This window comes from Sulfitobacter sp. M22 (genome assembly GCF_021736025.1).
In the GTDB taxonomy this organism is placed as follows: domain Bacteria; phylum Pseudomonadota; class Alphaproteobacteria; order Rhodobacterales; family Rhodobacteraceae; genus Sulfitobacter; species Sulfitobacter litoralis.
In genome coordinates this window covers 115,364-132,346 of the sequence record NZ_WMEC01000004.1, presented here as the reverse complement: position 1 = coordinate 132,346, position 16,983 = coordinate 115,364, and the positions used below count along the sequence as shown (strand labels likewise).

13 protein-coding genes are annotated in these 16,983 nt (G+C 58.0%); 5 read left to right on the top strand and 8 right to left on the bottom strand.

Going from position 1 to position 16,983, the window contains the following annotated elements:
- The 5 genes from GLP52_RS17480 to GLP52_RS17460 form a co-directional block, all read left to right on the top strand.
- A partial coding sequence (locus GLP52_RS17480) for a peptidase M50 (protein WP_237273857.1) occupies window positions 1-1,626 on the top strand: 1,626 nt, incomplete at its 5' end.
- Window positions 1,619-3,613 carry a preprotein translocase subunit SecA gene (locus GLP52_RS17475; RefSeq protein WP_237273856.1) on the top strand — a complete coding sequence of 665 codons (1,995 nt, stop codon included), beginning with the start codon at window positions 1,619-1,621 and terminating at the stop codon, window positions 3,611-3,613. The genes GLP52_RS17480 and GLP52_RS17475, both read left to right, overlap by 8 nt.
- A complete protein-coding gene (locus GLP52_RS17470; protein WP_237273855.1) occupies window positions 3,610-4,425 on the top strand; it encodes an efflux RND transporter periplasmic adaptor subunit in 816 nt (271 codons plus the stop codon). Before GLP52_RS17475 ends, GLP52_RS17470 begins: the two co-directional genes overlap by 4 nt.
- A gap of 262 nt (window positions 4,426-4,687) precedes the next feature.
- The gene (locus GLP52_RS17465; RefSeq protein WP_237273854.1) at window positions 4,688-5,812 is read left to right on the top strand and encodes an efflux RND transporter periplasmic adaptor subunit; all 1,125 of its coding nucleotides are present in this window, start codon (window positions 4,688-4,690) and stop codon (window positions 5,810-5,812) included.
- Entirely contained in the window at window positions 5,809-8,898 is a 3,090-nt protein-coding gene (locus GLP52_RS17460; RefSeq protein WP_237273853.1) for an efflux RND transporter permease subunit, read from the top strand. Before GLP52_RS17465 ends, GLP52_RS17460 begins: the two co-directional genes overlap by 4 nt.
- A gap of 32 nt (window positions 8,899-8,930) precedes the next feature.
- Here the strand turns inward: GLP52_RS17460 and GLP52_RS17455 are convergent, their stop codons facing one another.
- From GLP52_RS17455 to GLP52_RS17420, 8 genes are all read right to left on the bottom strand, one after another.
- Entirely contained in the window at window positions 8,931-9,524 is a 594-nt protein-coding gene (locus GLP52_RS17455; protein ID WP_237273852.1) for a TetR/AcrR family transcriptional regulator, read from the bottom strand.
- A 28-nt stretch (window positions 9,525-9,552) separates the two neighbouring features.
- Window positions 9,553-11,292, bottom strand: coding sequence for an aldehyde dehydrogenase family protein (locus tag GLP52_RS17450; RefSeq protein ID WP_237273851.1), 1,740 nt, complete (start codon window positions 11,290-11,292; stop codon window positions 9,553-9,555).
- Entirely contained in the window at window positions 11,289-12,911 is a 1,623-nt protein-coding gene (locus GLP52_RS17445; RefSeq protein ID WP_237273850.1) for a long-chain fatty acid--CoA ligase, read from the bottom strand. Before GLP52_RS17445 ends, GLP52_RS17450 begins: the two co-directional genes overlap by 4 nt.
- Window positions 12,912-12,988: 77 nt before the next feature.
- Window positions 12,989-14,716, bottom strand: coding sequence for a GMC family oxidoreductase (locus GLP52_RS17440; RefSeq protein WP_237273849.1), 1,728 nt, complete (start codon window positions 14,714-14,716; stop codon window positions 12,989-12,991).
- A gap of 193 nt (window positions 14,717-14,909) precedes the next feature.
- Window positions 14,910-15,410 (bottom strand): hypothetical protein, encoded by a 501-nt coding sequence (locus tag GLP52_RS17435; RefSeq protein WP_443069454.1) that lies wholly within the window; start codon window positions 15,408-15,410, stop codon window positions 14,910-14,912.
- Window positions 15,398-16,036: a redoxin domain-containing protein gene (locus GLP52_RS17430; RefSeq protein ID WP_237273847.1), complete on the bottom strand. Its 639-nt coding sequence runs from the start codon at window positions 16,034-16,036 to the stop codon at window positions 15,398-15,400. Before GLP52_RS17430 ends, GLP52_RS17435 begins: the two co-directional genes overlap by 13 nt.
- Complete coding sequence (locus tag GLP52_RS17425) at window positions 16,033-16,680, bottom strand: SCO family protein (RefSeq protein WP_237273846.1); 648 nt, start codon at window positions 16,678-16,680, stop codon at window positions 16,033-16,035. Before GLP52_RS17425 ends, GLP52_RS17430 begins: the two co-directional genes overlap by 4 nt.
- 65 nt (window positions 16,681-16,745) lie before the next feature.
- The gene (locus GLP52_RS17420) at window positions 16,746-16,967 is read right to left on the bottom strand and encodes a hypothetical protein (RefSeq protein ID WP_237273845.1); all 222 of its coding nucleotides are present in this window, start codon (window positions 16,965-16,967) and stop codon (window positions 16,746-16,748) included.
- Window positions 16,968-16,983 lie beyond the last annotated feature (16 nt).

Here is a 16,983-nt window from a genome sequence, read left to right as displayed (position 1 = left end):
GCAATGAATATCGGTGCCTTGACCACAAACATCACCGACCGGGTTTTGAACCCTGGCAATCTCGCCGTTTTGTGGCTGGTCTATCCCGTTGTCAAAGCGTTCCATGAATTGGGCCACGGCTATGCCGTCAAGAAATTCGGCGGAGAAGTCCACGAGATCGGGATCATGTTTCTTGTGCTGATCCCGGTGCCTTACGTCGACGCCTCGGCGGCTTCTGCCTTGCGCGACAAGCACAAACGAATGCTGGTCGGCGGTATCGGCATCATGATCGAGCTTCTGCTTGCCTCGGTCGCATTGTTTGTCTGGCTGAATGCTGAATCCGGTGCGGTCACGGCGGTGGCCTTCAATGTCATGCTGATTGGTGGGGTGTCGACGTTGCTGTTTAACGGCAACCCATTGCTGCGCTTTGACGGGTATTACGTGCTGGCCGACTGGATCGAGATCCCGAATCTGAGCGGGCGATCCACAAACTATCTTAATTATCTGATACAACGATATATCTACGGCATGCGCGAGGCCGATAAGGTGACCTCGCTTTGGTCAGAGCGGGTCTGGTTTGTCTTCTATGGCATCGCCGCCTTCATCTACCGCATGTTCATCATGTTCGCGATCATCGCCTATATTGCCGGCCGCTTTTTCATCATCGGGGTTTTGCTGGCCATCTGGGCGGCCACGACGCAGCTTTTGCTGCCCATCGGAAAAGGGATTAAGTTTTTGTCAGGAAGTCCAAAGCTTCGCACCAACCGACCCCGCGCGCTGATTACCACCTTTGCTGCGATTGCCTTGATCCTAGGGGCGTTGTTTCTGGTGCCTTTCCCATCTTACAGCATCGTCGATGGCGTAATCTGGCCCAGTCAGCAGGCCCAGGTACGTGCAGGGACAAACGGTTTTGTCACCAAGGTTGCGACCACGACGGACCAGAAAGTGCGCAGCGGTGATCTGATGATGCAGCTTGACGATCCGTTCATGCGCGCGCGGCTGGAACTGATCGACACCCAGTTGGCGGGGCTCGAAATTCAGCGCAGCGCGTTGATCCGCACGGACAGGGTGCAATCCGCCCTGATCGCCGAAGAAATCGACGTTGTGCAGAATGACCGCGCGCGGTTGGTAGAGGAGTTAGAGGCGCTTGATATACGCGCGCCGCGGGTCGGTACGGCGGTTCTGCCCAATGCCTCGGACCTTGAGGGTAGCTTTGTCGCCAAGGGCAATGTAATCGGCTATGTCGTGGCGCAGCGGGACACCCAGACCGTGCGCACGGTCGTGAGCCAGAACCAGATTGATCTGGTACGCAATGACACCCAGTCGGTCAGCGTTATGCCGGTGGAATGGGGTGCCGAACCGATCAAGGCGATCATCCTGCGCGAAGTCCCCGGTGCCACGCAGCAGCTGCCGACCCCTGCATTGGGGACAGCGGGTGGGGGCAACGTGCCGGTTGATCCAAGCGATCCCAATGGCGTGCAAACCTTGGGGCGCTTTTTTGAATTCGAGATTTTGATGGTGCAGCCCTCAGCGGATATTCTGTTGGGCCGCCGCGTCAGGGTTCGTTTTGATCATGGCACTTCACCGTTGGGGTTTCAGGCCTATCGGTCTTTGCGACAGTTGTTCCTGAGGCTCTATAATGTCTGACCGGATGATCCTTCGGCCGGGGTTGCTGGGCGGGTTCTATCCCGAACGCAGCGATGAACGGCTGAGCACGCCTGACAGGATCATGGCAGCGGCCTACGGTCGCCTGCAGCAAATGTTCGCGCGCCGGCCCGTGTCGAAACGCCTGTTCCTGATGCGGGTCAAGCGGGCAGGTCGCAAATTGCAGACCCTGAGCAACGAGGAACTGACCGCAAAACGCATCGCCCTGACGCAAGATCTACAGCTGAACGGGCTGCAACGCGCGAACACAGCCGAAGCTTTTGCACTGGTGCGCGAGGCATCAGGCCGCGTTCTGGGAATGCGGCATTTCGATGTTCAGCTGGTCGGCGGGTTGGTCATGCTGCAAGGCCAGATCGCTGAAATGGCCACTGGCGAGGGCAAGACGCTGACGGCGACACTGACGGCGGCGGTCATGGCGATGTCCGGCGTGCCCGTGCATCTGGTGACGGTAAATGATTTTCTGGCCAGCCGTGACGCGGGGTGGATGGGCCCCTTGTTTGAATTCCTTGGCCTACGCGTCGGTGTCATTCTTGAGGATATGGAGGTGGACGACCGTCGTGCCGCCTATGCCTGTGACATCACCTATTGCACCAATAAACAGCTGACTTTCGACTACCTAAAAGATCGCCTGATCCTAGAGGCCGAGACACGCCCGCTGCATATGGCGCTTGAGGGGTTGCTGCATCAGCGGTCACACCGCGAACAAGTGATGATGCGTGGCCTGTGTTTTGCCATCGTCGACGAAGCGGATTCTGTGCTGGTAGACGAGGCCCGCACGCCTCTGATCATTGCGCAGAAAGGCGATACATCAGAGATGGAGACGATCTATACTCAGGCGATCAACACGGCTCGTAGTATGCAAACCCCCCGGGATTTCACCCTGTTCGAGCGTGATTTCCGAATTGAATTTACGGACCTTGGCAAGGCGCAGCTACGGCGGTCCACGCAGCAGCTCGGCGGGGTATGGGCGACGGCAACCCACCGCGAGGAACTGGGGCGTCAGGCCCTGTCTGCTCTGTGGCTTTACAAGCGCGACAAGCACTATCTGGTGCAAGATAACAGCATCCAGATCGTTGATGAATACACAGGCCGCATTATGGCGGACCGATCGTGGGAGCGCGGACTGCACCAGATGATCGAGGTCAAAGAGGGCGTCGATATCTCGATGCGGCAGGAAACACTTATTCGCATCAGCTACCAGAAATTCTTTCGGCGCTACATCAGGCTGTCCGGCATGACCGGCACCGCGCAGGAAGTCGCGGGCGAGCTGAGCGCCGTTTACCGTTTGCGCACCCGTCGCGTGCCCACGAATAAACGGTCAAAGCGTTGGGATAAGGGCGAATTCTGTTATGCCACCACTGATCACAAATGGCAGGCGGTCCTGCGCGAGGTGGTGCGGCGTCATAAAAAGGGCAGGCCCATTCTGATCGGAACGCAGTCGGTCGATGCCTCGGAACATCTAAGCGCGCTTTTGACGGCGAATGGATTGCAGCATCGCGTCTTGAATGCCCGTCAGAACGAAGCAGAATCCGAAATTATTGCCGAAGCAGGCCAGTCCGGCCGGATCACCGTTGCAACAAACATGGCTGGGCGCGGTACTGATATTGCGCTGGACGATGCCGCGCGCGCCGCAGGTGGGTTGCATGTGATCGCAACGGGGCGCCACGATGCAGCAAGGATCGATCGGCAACTTTACGGCCGTGCCGCCCGTCAGGGCGACCCCGGCAGCCATGTCACATTTGTGTCGCTAGAAGACGACCTGATGCGCGTCTTTTACGGTCGCAAGCTGCGTCCTCTTATCGCAATGACCGCGTGGGGCAGGGGCTGGGTGCCCGGTTTTCTGGCGCGGCCGTCCGTCAACCTTGCACAATGGGCCAGCGAAAAACGCAACAGCGGTATCCGAAAAAGCCTGCTTAAGGCCGATGATAGCCTAGATGAATTGCTCGCGTTCAGTGGACGCGGCGAATGATGGAGAAGACCATGAAATCCTGTACCCTCACCTCGGCATTTGTCTTTGCGCTGATCGCGAACGCGGGTTTCGCCCGCGAATATGATTGCCTGATGGACCCGTCGCTTGTGGTTGAAATTGGCAGCGCCGAGGCGGGGATCATCCAAAGTATCTCTGTGCAGCGCGGTGATCTGGTGACCCAAGGCCAGTTGGTCGCCAAGCTGGAATCTGGCGCAGAGCAGGTAGCGCTCGATTACGCCCGCGCACGCGCCACCGATACATCGCCAATCGAAATCGCCCAAGGCCGCATTGTTCTGTTGGCGACAGAGGCAGAACGCGCCAAGGAGCTGGGGGCGAAGAAACTGGTCCCCCAGGCGGTCGTCGACTCTGCCGTCAGCCAATACGATCAGGCCATCCTTGAACTGAGGCAGGCAGAATTTGAAAAGCGGCTCGCGGCCCTTGATGAAACGCGTGTCGCAGCTCAGCTTGCACGTCGCAACATCCATGCACCGGTCGATGGTATCGTCATCACGCGCATGATCGGCCCCGGGGAGTATGTCTTTGCCCAAGCGCCGATCATCCAGATCGCCCGCATTGATCCGCTACATATCGAGGTTTTCCTGCCAACGGACATGTTCACCACCGTCCAGATGGGGCAGATGGCCAAGGTCAAACCCGCAGCCCCGATAGGGGGACTGTACGAAGCCGAGGTTATCGCCATCGACCGCGTGTTCGACGCAGCGAGCGATACGTTCGGTGTACGTCTCAAGCTGGACAATCCTGAGGGTGCGTTGGTTGCGGGTATCGATTGCAAGATCGAGATTGGCGAATAAGCGGAGCAAGCGCCTCCTGATTTTCCCATAGAGGCGGTTTGCCCGCCCGCGCTGGAACTAACGCTTTTCTTGGGCCGGCCCAAGTGCGCGTTGGGGCAGCTCTTCGCGCATGTGCGATAGGTGCGTGGATCAGTTAACTAAAAATTCCTTCTACTAAAAAAAATCCAATTCCGAGCGACGGAATGCGGATCACTGGACGTATTACAACGCATACGAACCGCCGTATCCGCACGGGCAGGGCCTTTCAGGAGCCACGAAGACTTTGAAGAAATTACTTTACGCCATTTTCTCGCTCATCATTATTGCGGGTGCCTATAGTCTTGCCTTTGGTGTTCCGGATCAGATCGCTCGGCTTTGGGGCGGGAGTGCGACGGTAACCGCTGATGCGCCCAAAGACGCGCGATCCGGGTCGCGGGGGCAAGGACGGGCCACGACGGTGGTCCTTACGCCGCTGGAGGCCCGCGAATATACGCTTGTTTTGCGCACCGTTGGCAGTGCCGTCTCGCTCCGTCGTACCGAAGTGATCGCCGTCGATGCGGGTGAGGTTGCCGAAACAGCGCTGCGCGCAAACACGATGGTGGAAACAGGCGACGTCCTTGTGCAGCTAGACGACCGCACCGAACGGCTGGAGCTTGAGATTGCTGAGGCCACCCGCGATCAGGCGCAGGCCACTGTCACCCGTTACGAAGGCTTGCGCACCACCGGCAGCTCTGTCGTGACGGATGTGGCCCTGTCAGAAGCACGCGTCGCGTTGCGATTGGCGGAGGCCAACGTGGGGCTGGCCCAGGTCGCGCTAGATGATCGTACAATCATGGCCCCGATCTCTGGCCGGCTGGGGCTCAGCGACGTGAGCGTGGGGGATCGTCTGTCGACCGGAGACACCATCGTGACGATTGATGATACCACCAGCCTGCTGGCCACTTTCGAAGTGCCTGAACGCTCTATTGGTCTTCTGGCCGAGGGCAAGCCGGTCCTCGTCTCGACGCCAACCTATGCAGGGCGTATTTTCGAAGGGAAGATTACCGCCTTCGACAGCCGACTTGATAGCGTAACGCGCAGCGCCACGGTTCAGGCTGAAATCGAGAACCCCGACGGGGTGCTGCTGGCGGGGATGACCTTTGCCATCCGTATGACCGAAGTAATCGATCCCCTGCCTGCCGTGCCCGCCACGGCAATTACATGGGACCGAACCGGTGCCGGCATCTGGATCGCTGAAGGCGGCAGCACCCGCCGCGTTCCGGCCACCATCCGCTACCGCGAGGGCGATCAGGTCTGGATCGAAACCGATGCCCCCTTGGGGGCTCAGATTGTGGCCGAAGGCGCCTCAAAGCTACGTGAAGGGGCACAGGTTACTACCGCTGGTGCACGTAAGGGACCGGGCGCATGAGCTTGGAGAAGAAAGCGCATAAATCTGGTTTTGCCGATGTCTTTGTTGCGCGGCCGATTTTCGGGATCGTGTTGAACCTGCTAATCATCATCGCCGGACTGGCGGCGTTTTCCAGCGTCGACATTCGCGAAATGCCAGACGTAGATCAGCCGGTACTTTCTGTCCGGACCACGTACGAGGGTGCCGTGGCAAGCACTGTGGACACCGAAGTCACCCAAGTCCTTGAAGATGCTTTAAGCGCACTAGAAGGGATGTCTTATATCGAATCCACGTCCAGCACGGGGTCGAGCCGCATCACCATTGATCTCTCCGACGGGGCTGATGTCAACGTAGCTGCGAACGAGGCGCGCGAAATCGTATCGGGTGCTTTGCGCTCTTTGCCCGACGATATTGACGATCCAAGCGTCACCAAAAGCGATAGCAACGCTGACGCAATCATTCGTCTTGCGCTGCTCGGAGATGCCAGCCTCGATACGCTCACCAAGCTTGCGGAAGGCGCGGTTTACGAGCGTCTTTCACTGATCGACGGCATCGCCGAAGTCACCGTGCGCGGTGACCGCGCAAACGAATTCCGCGTAACAGTGAACATTCCGTCGTTGCTAAGCCGCGGGTTGACCATCTTTGACGTCTCGACCGCGCTTGCCGAGCTTCGCGATGACACTGCCTTGGGCGCACTTGAAAGCGAGTCCCAGACGCTTTCGCTGCGGGTCGGGAATGAAGCTGTCACGGTGGAAAGCATTAACCAACTGCCGATCAATGACACGACGCAGGTGGCTGATGTCGCCTTTGTTCAGTTTATCCCCGAAGACACGAGCGTCTTTACGCGCGTGAATGGAGAGACAGCCATCGGCCTTGATATTACCCGACAATCGGTTGGCAATACGCTGGAAATCTCGCGGGACGTTACGATTGCGGTCGAGGAATTGCGCGACCAATTGCCCGAGAACGTGCAGCTGTTGGTGACGTCGAACGACGGCATCTTCATCGAAGGCTCGATCAACGAGGTCGTCAAATCCATCCTCATGGCGACCGGTATCGTGGTTGCGGTGATTTTCCTGTTTTTGCGCTCTCCCAGGGCGACGTTGATCCCTGCGGTCACGATCCCAGTGGCCCTGATCGGGACGCTTGCTGCAATCTGGATCACCGGATTTTCCGTAAATACGATCAGTCTTCTGGCGCTGGTATTGGCGACGGGGATGGTGGTGGATGATGCCATCGTTGTGGTCGAGAATATCGTGCGCAAGCGAAAGTCTGGCATGGGGGCATTTGCTGCCGCGGCGGCGGGGACCAACGAGGTTTTCTTCGCGGTTATTTCGACCACGGCGACGCTCGCGGCGGTCTTTATCCCGATTTCTTTCCTGCCCGGTCAGGCGGGCGGTGTCTTTTCCGAATTCGGCTTTGTGCTGGCTTTTGCTGTCACGCTCTCGTCGATCACTGCGCTCACCCTTGCGCCGGTCCTGTCTGCGCTTCTGGACCCCGGCAAGACGCAGGCCAATGCCGTGCAAGCCGCACCGAGCGCCATGGCGCGCAGCTTTGACCGCGTCATGGATTTCGCCATCCGCACGCCTTTGTTGGTTCTGGCAGTCGCCATCGGCTTTGCGATCATCGCTATGGGGGCCGCGACGACGCTGCCGTCTAGCGTCACGCCAGAAGAGGATCGTGGCTTCTTTCTGGTGCAGGCGCGTGGGGCATCGGACACGACGATTGACTATCTCGACACACAGGTCCGGCTGGTCGAGGATATCCTTGCGCCGTATCGAGAAAGCGGACAGATCGAGACAGTGCAAAGCATTATCGGCGTCGGTGGCGGCACCAGCGCGTTTATCGTCGTGCGGCTGCCGGACTGGGCCGAACGTGACTTCACCCAGCAAGAACTGATTGCGCAGATCAGCGGCAAATTGTCCTCGGTCCCCGGTGTGCAGGTCAGCGCCCGTTCGACCAACAGCCTTAACATTCGTGGCGCGGGCGGCGGGTTGAGCTTTGCCGTGACTGGGACCAACCTTGCAAATATGACCGAAACTGCCGACGCGCTTGTCGCGGCGATGTCGCAGGATGCGACCTTTCTGAACCCGCAACTGTCCAACAACAGCGTCAACGCGCAATTGGAAGTGAACGTGGACGATAGCGCCGCGGGGGACATGGGGCTTAACACCGCAGATATCACCAGTCTGGTCAGCGCCATGGTTCAAGGCGACGTTGCGGTCAGCGTCTTTTCCGATGATGTTGAAATAGACGTCAATGTCGTCCCCGGCGGGCCACCGATTGATGATCCTTCCGATATCGCATCCATGTCTATCCGCCTAGATAGCGGTGCCTATATCCCGCTCTCTACCGTTGCATCGCTCGACATGGTGGTGAGCGATGCTCAGATCGAACGGTTGGGTGGCGCGCTGGCTGTCTCGCTTCAGGCGAACCTTGGTGAGGGCGTCGACCTGTCGACCGCGATGGACCGGGTGCTCGCGATTTCCGACGAGGTCTTGCCCGATGGTATGGGCATTACCTTCACCGGAGAAGCCGCAACACTCGGCGACTCCCAAAGCGGCATGTACATGGTCTTTGGCGTGGCTTTAGTCGTCGTGCTTCTTGTGCTCGCAGCCCAGTTCGAAAGCTTCGCCAGTGCGGTTGTCATTATGATGACGGTACCCTTTGGCCTTGCTGCCGCGCTGCTGGCAATCTCGCTATCGGGGGGGTCGCTGAACTACTACAGTCAGATCGGCCTGGTGATGTTGATCGGGGTCATGGCTAAGAACGGTATCTTGATCGTCGAGTTCGCAAACCAGTTGCGCGAAGCGGGCGAGGACATCGACAGCGCCATCCGAAGCGCGCTGCGCCTTCGCATTCGACCGGTGATGATGACGATGGTCTCAACCGTCTTTGGCGGTCTTCCGCTAATCCTGACCTCTGGCGCGGGGGCCGAAGCCCGTATCGCTGTGGGGTGGGTGATCGTCGGCGGCTTGGGCTTTGCAACGGTGTTTACCCTGTTCCTCACGCCGATATTCTACCGCTGGATTGCGGTCTGGGGCGCAACACCCGGAGGTGCGGCACGCAAGCTAAAGGCAGAGCTGCAGGCACCTGCGAGTGCCTAGTGAAACGGTTGTGGGGTATGGCCATCGCCCGCCTATCCTGCCGCGGCTTCAAGGACCTCGGACATTTCCTCTAGGCTACGTGGATGGCCCGCAAGGTTCAGCTGCAGCAAATACCGAAAAGCACCGTCAAAGCGGAGATAGAGGAGTTCCTTGGATGCGCGATCAGGTGCAATCGGGTTCATCATTTCGATCAACTGTTCTTCGATCTCGACAATCACGGGCACGAAGGCTTTGTCAAACATCGCCTGATTTCGAATGTCATACCAAAGGCGGTGAAGCTCGGCTTCTGTGGCGATCGTTTGAGCCAGCGCAGTACAAAAGGCCGTCTTGATGCTTTGTGGGCTGGAAATGCCACTGACTGCTGCTGAAATTGTCCGTACAAAATCACCTTTGTACTGCCGCACACAGTAGATCAGCAGTTCGTCCTTGTCCTCAAAATAGTAGTGCAGACTGCCGAGCGACATTTCAGACTGCGATGCGATGTCACGCAAGGTCGTGCGCGCATAGCCATAGAGCTTGAGCGCGTTAATCGCACTTTGGGCGATTTCGCGTTTGCGGCTTTCGCGCTTGCGGACCTTGTTTGCCTTACGGTCCGCAAGCTTTGGTGCTGGGGTCATGTCGTTCATAGGATGCTCACTGTTGACCCCGTTGGACTTAGCCCAAGAGGGCGTGAAAGAAAATACGCGGCAGCTTGAACCAGCTGGGTTTGTGCTGAAACTGGGTCAGCAAACGACCGATATGATGCTGACGCTTGTTTGATACGAACCAAGGCGGACGCGGCAGTAAGCTCATCCCACCGGACAACAGATTGCGCGGGAAGGGGCGGAACGGGGCCTCGATCACCGTGCGTTCGACGTTTTCCAACATGAAGGTATTGTGGACCGTGCCCACACCAGACTGGACGTTTTGCAAGGTTGCGCCGGCAAAGCCGCCCCAGGGACAGGCAGTCACCAGAAAGGCAAGGCCGGACCACGCATTGATCGCAATCGCGCCATAGCGGAATTCGGCGATGATCTCTTCGAACCGTTTACGGCCCATGGCGCGGATCGTGGCAGGGTGGATGATGATATTGCCGCCCAATGTGCCATAGAGCGTGTCATTCGCCCATTTAATCGCTTCGATCATATAGGTTTCGGCATCTTTTGCCTCGATGTGCATGACACCAAGCGCAGATGTGAAGACTTCGGTCTGGGCCAGCCAATCGCTATCACCCTCGGCCATGTCGGCAAGATAAAGCGGAGCCACATCCGCCCCACGATCCAGCTTTTGCGGGTTTTCAGCGTGATCGACAAAAGCCTGTTGGCGATCTTCGGCACCGGGGTAGTAAGCGGCCCGTTTAGTGTGCTTGGCCATCACATCGGCGACATTCCCCATCAGCTCGGCTGTCTTATCCCAGCCTTTCGGCAAAATAAGGCTCTGCACCGCGACACAGTTAAATCCACCGTTATGCAGTTTCATGGTGGCGATGTTTTCCGCCTGAAAGCGCAAGTCCGCCTTGGTCCACGGGCCGGGCACGACGATGGTGGGGCAAACGGCACCAAGCTCGGACGTCATGTGACGGGTGTTTTTCGGCGTGTTGGCGGCCTTGTTCTTCTCGCCTTCCTCGCCTGCGCCCCAGACGATCAGATCATGGGTGGCGCGGGCACCGGTGATGTGAATTTCCTCGACCAACGGATGCGACGTAAGATAGGCCCCCGCCGGGCCATCGCCGCGGTGAATACGTAGCGCGTCGCGGTCGATCAACGGCTTCAAGGCGGCCTGCAGCGGCTCGGTCAAGTAGTCGTTGACGGGGTTCATTTTCAGCAAGACAACCTGATTTTCCAGAAAAAGCTTCTGGAACGCATCCAGCGGCGTGATCGCGGCGATATTGCCGGCGCCCAGAACCAGCGCGACTTTGCCACGCCGTTGATTGGTAGGGATATCATAGGCCGAAGCGGCGTTGTTCTTGAGGTTGGCGGGGGTCACGCCTTTCTGCATCCAGACATCCGCATGCACGCCCGAAATCAGCAGCCGGTCCCAGATCGAATGTGGCACAACGCGCACGGCGGTTTGGCCGCTTGGCAGGCTGCGTTTCTTTAGCCCGTCCAGAAAGGTTTTGCCTTCCATCTGCGACAGCGTATCCATCAGACCGTTGCAGCAGGACATGACGGCATAGGGGCCCGACGTCCATTCCTCCCCCAAGAGAGGGGAACCTTGCGGGATGCCCTTGGCCTTGCCCGCCGCATCGACCCATTCGTCGGCGACGCGCATCAGATTATCTTTGACCGCCTGCAGAACCGCGATGCGTTCACTCAGCGAGGTTTGCGCCCAACGGTCCTTGGCCGCGTCTAGGGCTTTTAGGTCGACGTCATAGGCCGCTTGCAGATCGGGGGTGAAGTTACTTTGATGTTTCATGCGGCTCCCTCCAGAAGGATGTTCGCGTAGGTCTCGCGTAGTTTGAGTTTCACCACTTTGCCTGTGGCACCTAGGGGCAGTTCATCGACAAAGATCACCCGATCTGGCACCTGCCAGCTGGCGACTTTGCCGTCGTAGAATTTCAACAGCTCCGCTTCGGAGACGTCACCGGATTTGACCGCGATCAGGATCGGACGCTCGTCCCATTTAGGGTGATGGGCAGCGATGGCGGCGGCATTTGCAATCGCCGGGTGACCGATTGCGATGTTTTCAAGTTCGACCGTAGAGATCCATTCGCCCCCGGATTTGATGATGTCCTTTGAACGGTCTCGGATCACCATGAAACCATCCGCGTCAATCGTGGCAACATCGCCAGTGTCGAACCAGCCATCAGGGGTCAGCGCCGAGTCTTCTTTGTTAAAGTAGCTGTGGACCACCCAAGGACCGCGCACCTGCAGGTCGCCCTGCGTCGTACCATCTTCGGGCAGCAGATTACCGGCTTCATCTACCAGCCGGATTTCTATCCCGTAAACCGAGCGGCCCTGGCCAACGCGAACGTCGGTTTGCGCTTCGGTCGACAGACCCTCGTGACGACGCAGCAGACGGTTGACCGTCGCGAGGGGGCTGGTCTCTGTCATGCCCCAAGCCTGTATTAATTCGACATCATATTTGTCACGGAACGCCGTATACATCGACGGCGGCATCGGTGCGCCACCGACGATGGTGCGGGTCAGGCTTGGCAGCTTAGAGCCGGATTTTTCCAGCGCCGCCAATAGCCCCATCCAAATTGTGGGCACGCCAAAGGCCGCAGTCACGTGTTGGGTGTCGATCAGGTTTGCAAGGCTGTCCCCATCAAGCCCCGGACCCGGTAGCACCAGTTTTGCGCCGGCCGACGCAGCGGTATAGGGCACGCCCCACGCATTGACATGGAACATTGGCACAACCGGCATCACCGTATCACAGGCCGAGATCGCAAGCCCGTCGGGCTGGTTGCCCACAAGCGCATGAAGCAAGGTTGACCGGTGGGAATAAAGCACGCCTTTCGGGTTTCCCGTGGTTCCCGAAGTATAGCATAGCGAAGAAGGCTGGCGTTCATCGAGTTCGGGCCAGACAAAATCCGGGTCTCCGTCAGCGATCAATTCATCATAGAATTGCAGCCCGTCAAACATCTGGGCCGCCTCATCGTCCCGCGGGCCCAATAGAACGTAATGCTCGACCGTATCAAACCGGTCCTTCAAGTTTGCTACAGCGGGCAGGAAGGTTCGGTCAAAGAACATCACCCGATCTTGCGCGTCATTGGCGATATAGACCATCTGGTCGGGATGCAGACGCGGATTGAGGGTATGGCAGATGAAGCCTGCACCCGAACTGCCAAAGTAAATCTCGAGGTGCCGCCGGTTATTCCATGCGATGGTGCCGCACCGAGTTTCCTGCGGCAAATCCAGCTTGGTCAATACCGAACCCAAGCGCCGCGCATTCCTGGCCACCTCTTGCCAGTTCGTGACGTCGACTTCGCCCGAAGTTTCAACCGAGACGACTTCGGTGCGCCCATGGCATCGGGCTGCGTGATCGATAAGGGAAGAGATCAGCAACTGCTGGTCCATCATTTTGCCAAGCATAGAGCGGCTCCGTAATTTTAAAACTAAAGGGGGGGCTGCGACCTCGGTTCCCCGAGGTCGCGAGGGGTAAGTGCCGGTTAGGCCCGGATCAGGTCAGAACACTTTTCGCCAATCATGATGGCGGCAGCATTGGTGTTGCCATTGACGATCGTCGGCATGATAGACGCATCCGCGACGCGCAGCGCGTCGATCCCGTGGACTTTCAAATCCGCGCCGACCACCGCCATGTCATCGGACCCCATTTTACAGGTGCCCACAGGGTGATAGATCGTCTGGATATTGGCGCGCAAATAGGCTCGGATTTCATCATCGGTTTGGACATCCGCCCCCGGAAAGCGCTCTTCGCCACGGAAACCATCCAGCGCAGGAGAGCTCATGATCTTGCGTGCGATCTTGACCCCCTCGACCAGAATTTCCAGATCTTGCGCCTCGGCAAAAGCATTCGGATTGATCAGCGGCGCATCCTCTGGGTTGGCTGACGCGAGCGTGATTTCCCCAACCGACTTTGTACCGACTAGGCTCGGCATAATGGTGAAGCCTTCGCTGTCCGTCGGATTGCCTGCACCGTCCGAGATGAACCAGGTCGGCGCAAAATGAAACTGTAGATCAGGGGCCGGGGCGTCTGGCATGACCGTCAGATAGCCGCCCGCTTCGCCAATATTCGAGGTGAGCAGCCCCATGCCTTTGGCCAGCAATTCCGCCTGCTCCGGCTCATTCGCATGGGCGAGGGTTACAGGTTGCGTGCAGACATGGGCAACCGGTGCCATGAGATGTTCCTGAAGGTTCTGCCCAACGCCGGGGAGGTCATGGACCAGCTCGATCCCCAGCCCCTCTAGGGCGCTGCGTGATCCAATGCCGGAGAGCATCAAGATCTGCGGCGAACCGATGGCCCCGGCGGACAGGATGACCTCTGCATCCGCCATGGCCTCGTGCATCTCGTCACCTGCTTTAAAGCGCACTCCGACGCAGCGGCCATTTTCGACGAGGAGCTTCTGCACATGGGCCTCGGCCTGAATAGCGAGGTTGTCGCGCGTTAGGGCAGGGTGCAGGAAGGCGACGGCGGTCGAATTGCGCATCCCGTCTTTTTGCGTGACCTGATACAGGCCGAACCCTTCTTGATCCGTGCCCGCATTGAAATCGGGCTGCGCTGGATAGCCCGCCTCTACAGCGGCATCGACCATCGCTAGCGTCACAGGGTTGGGGTCGCGCAGGTCAGCTACATTCAGCGGGCCACCTGTGCCGTGATGATCATCAGCGCCGCGTTCATTATTTTCCGACCGTTTGAACAGAGGCAGGACATCTGCGTGGCTCCAGCCGGGGTTTTCGGCCCCCCAAGCATCATAGCAGACCGGATTGCCACGCTTGTAGATCATCGCGTTAATCGAGCTTGAGCCGCCGAAGACTTTACCTCGGGGCATATACAGTTGGATATCGGCGGAATGCTTTTGGGGCGTGCTGCGGTAGGCCCAGTCCAGCGGGCTCTGGAATAGATTTGGGAAAGCGGCGGGGATATGGATGAACGGGTTTTCATCCGCAGGCCCTGCCTCAAGCACGAGCACGTTCTTGTCCGGGTCTTCCGACAGGCGCGCCGCAAGGGCACAACCCGCAGAGCCGGCACCGATAATGACGTAATCATACCGTTCGGCCGCTTGCGCTTTGGCATGGCTGGCCCCGAATGCAAGCGGCGCCGCGGCGGCCACCCCGAGTGCTGCGCTTTTACGCATAAAGTCTCGCCGCGAGATGCGGCCTGCGTCAAATTCCTGTGCAACGGCTGCGTATTTTGTCCGGTTCGTTTCGCTGTTCATGATCGACTCCTCCCAAGTCATTTTTCATCAAGGTCCACCCCTCCACTGGCGATCCTTGATACTGATTGGTATCTGAACAGATGAACTGGGCGGTTGTCCAGTATTTTAAAATTTATATTACTGGTCATATATTAGATAATAAAGAGAGACGGTTACCGGGATTTAATCGAGGGTTGGCTGCCCTCTCGCGCTTCTATGCAAGTGGATTTTTTTCAAGCCGAGCTGTGCGCGTGTCCTGCCGCAGCGCACCGAAATAGGCTACGATGGGGATGACGAGCCATTGCAGAACCGGAGTGATACCCGCACCAATGATCGGAATGACCGGCATAATCTCGCGGTAGGCCCAGGCTTCGCGGACTTCGATGTTCAGCCATTCGCTGAAGATAGTATAGCCAAGTCCAATTGCGATCATCGCGCCCAGAACGGGATAAACCCGCGCGTGCGGCCACCTGCCCGTGCCAAAGACCAACAGTGCGATGAACAGGCTGCTCATGGCGATCAGCAGGTCGCCTCCGGTGCAATGGACGACAGCAAAAACGATTTCTCCCCACGTCCCGTCGACCCAAATTGTGTAAAGGGGGATATGCGCGATCTCCCAAAGAAGGTGCGCCAACAGGGTAATCACAGCGAAGCGGCGCAACGCGGACAGCCAAAGTAGTTCGGCGCTAGGGTGAAGATTTGTCATGAAAACCATCCGATCACTCGTTGCAAAATGCTGGGTTCCTCATGTGGATGCGCATTGGTCAGCCCGTTAATATAAAGCAGAAGGTTCAACGGCTCAAAGTCGGCACCGTGAAATATGCCGACCTGCTGGCCTTTGCGGTTAAGCAGATGCACCTGAGGGGATGTGCTGGGCCGGTCGCTCGGAGCGGCAAGAGCGATGCTCGCATCGACAAGGCTTTCGGCGTCGGGCCCCTGAGCAGACATCCAATTCTGCTCTCGTGGGTCGGTCTGCGGATCATCGCTCAGCGTGACAAAGACCACCATTTCGCGCATCGCACTGGAATTGAGCGCGGAGATCGTTTGGCCAAGTTTCTCTTGTTGCGCTTCACAGGGACTGCCGCAACCGTTGGGCAAGAAGCTCAGAACCACGACCTTCCCTTTCAAGGTGCTTAGCGAAACGAGATCGCCGGACGCCCCTTGCCATACGAGCTCTGGCGCATCTCGCGGCGTGATCGGCTCGAATGACGCTTCTTTAGCGGCCATAACCTGATTGAGGTTTTCGCCGGGATGATCGGCAAAAGCCGGTACTGCCGCTATTTGGCTCGCGCTTAGTAGAAAAGCACCAAACCGTGCGGACAGTGAAAAGATCGTAGTCATCGGGTTTCTCTCTCGTTCTCGATACGCATTGAGATCTGTTCGGCCATTTCCGCGGCGGGTTGCTCGCTTTCCAGAAAAACTGCCTCGAAACCACCGTCTCGGTTCATCAGATAAAAATGACCGGCGTGGGCCACCATGTATCCGTGGGGCCGCGTCTTTGTCGGAAGCTTTTCGTTATAGACCTTGAAGGCATCGGTTGCCTTTGCGATCTGATCTTGGCTTCCCGTTAGCCCGATCAGCTGCGGGTGAAAGTTCGCGACATAGTCCTTGAGAACTGCAGGCGTGTCGCGTTCCGGATCTACGGTCACAAAGAGAGGGGCGACTTGATCTGCATCGGGGCCCAATAACTCCAGCACATTGTCCATATAAGCCAGGGAGGTCGGGCAAATATCCGGACAATGGGTAAAGCCGAAAAAGACAAGCTGCCAGCGGCCTGCAAAATCCTCTTGTGTGACGGCCTGACCATGGTGATCAACGAGCGAAAACTCTGACCGAATGTTGGCTTCACCGTGATACACCGTCTGTGCGGCATGATTTTGGTCCAGGCGTAACACGGCAAACCCAGCAACGAGCACGGCAATAGCGACCGCGCCCGTCCACAGTGCAATGCGAATTCGACGGTGGGTAGGGGTAATTCTAGTCATGATATTGCTTTCAACAGCATGCTCCGCCGGCCCCATAGACCTGCGGAGCGACGGGTTACCCCGTGCTAATTTGGAATGGAGTTTCTGTCGGTCGCGGCGTTCGCGTTTTCCACCGCATCGTTTTTGGCGCAGCCGGAGGATCCGCCGCGCATGCAAAGCCCCAAAGCGCACATGGCAGCACAAGGCGCGAGGCTGAGGATCAAGGGCGCGGCACCAACAGCGATAAGCCAGTCCCAGTTGAACGCAGCACCACCGCCAATCGCGGCAAAACCGGTGATCATCAGCATCTGTCGACTTGAGGGC

Excerpts from the sequence above, each read along its gene's own strand:
- GLP52_RS17475 (WP_237273856.1), top strand. The coding sequence starts at position 1,619 with ATGTCTGACCGGATGATCCTTCGGCCGGGGTTGCTGGGCGGGTTCTAT.
- GLP52_RS17470 (WP_237273855.1), top strand. The coding sequence starts at position 3,610 with ATGATGGAGAAGACCATGAAATCCTGTACCCTCACCTCGGCATTTGTC.
- GLP52_RS17460 (WP_237273853.1), top strand. The coding sequence starts at position 5,809 with ATGAGCTTGGAGAAGAAAGCGCATAAATCTGGTTTTGCCGATGTCTTT.
- GLP52_RS17455 (WP_237273852.1), bottom strand. The coding sequence starts at position 9,524 with ATGAACGACATGACCCCAGCACCAAAGCTTGCGGACCGTAAGGCAAAC.
- GLP52_RS17450 (WP_237273851.1), bottom strand. The coding sequence starts at position 11,292 with ATGAAACATCAAAGTAACTTCACCCCCGATCTGCAAGCGGCCTATGAC.
- GLP52_RS17445 (WP_237273850.1), bottom strand. The coding sequence starts at position 12,911 with ATGCTTGGCAAAATGATGGACCAGCAGTTGCTGATCTCTTCCCTTATC.
- GLP52_RS17440 (WP_237273849.1), bottom strand. The coding sequence starts at position 14,716 with ATGAACAGCGAAACGAACCGGACAAAATACGCAGCCGTTGCACAGGAA.
- GLP52_RS17435 (WP_443069454.1), bottom strand. The coding sequence starts at position 15,410 with ATGGTTTTCATGACAAATCTTCACCCTAGCGCCGAACTACTTTGGCTG.
- GLP52_RS17430 (WP_237273847.1), bottom strand. The coding sequence starts at position 16,036 with ATGACTACGATCTTTTCACTGTCCGCACGGTTTGGTGCTTTTCTACTA.
- GLP52_RS17425 (WP_237273846.1), bottom strand. The coding sequence starts at position 16,680 with ATGACTAGAATTACCCCTACCCACCGTCGAATTCGCATTGCACTGTGG.
- GLP52_RS17420 (WP_237273845.1), bottom strand. The coding sequence starts at position 16,967 with ATGCTGATGATCACCGGTTTTGCCGCGATTGGCGGTGGTGCTGCGTTC.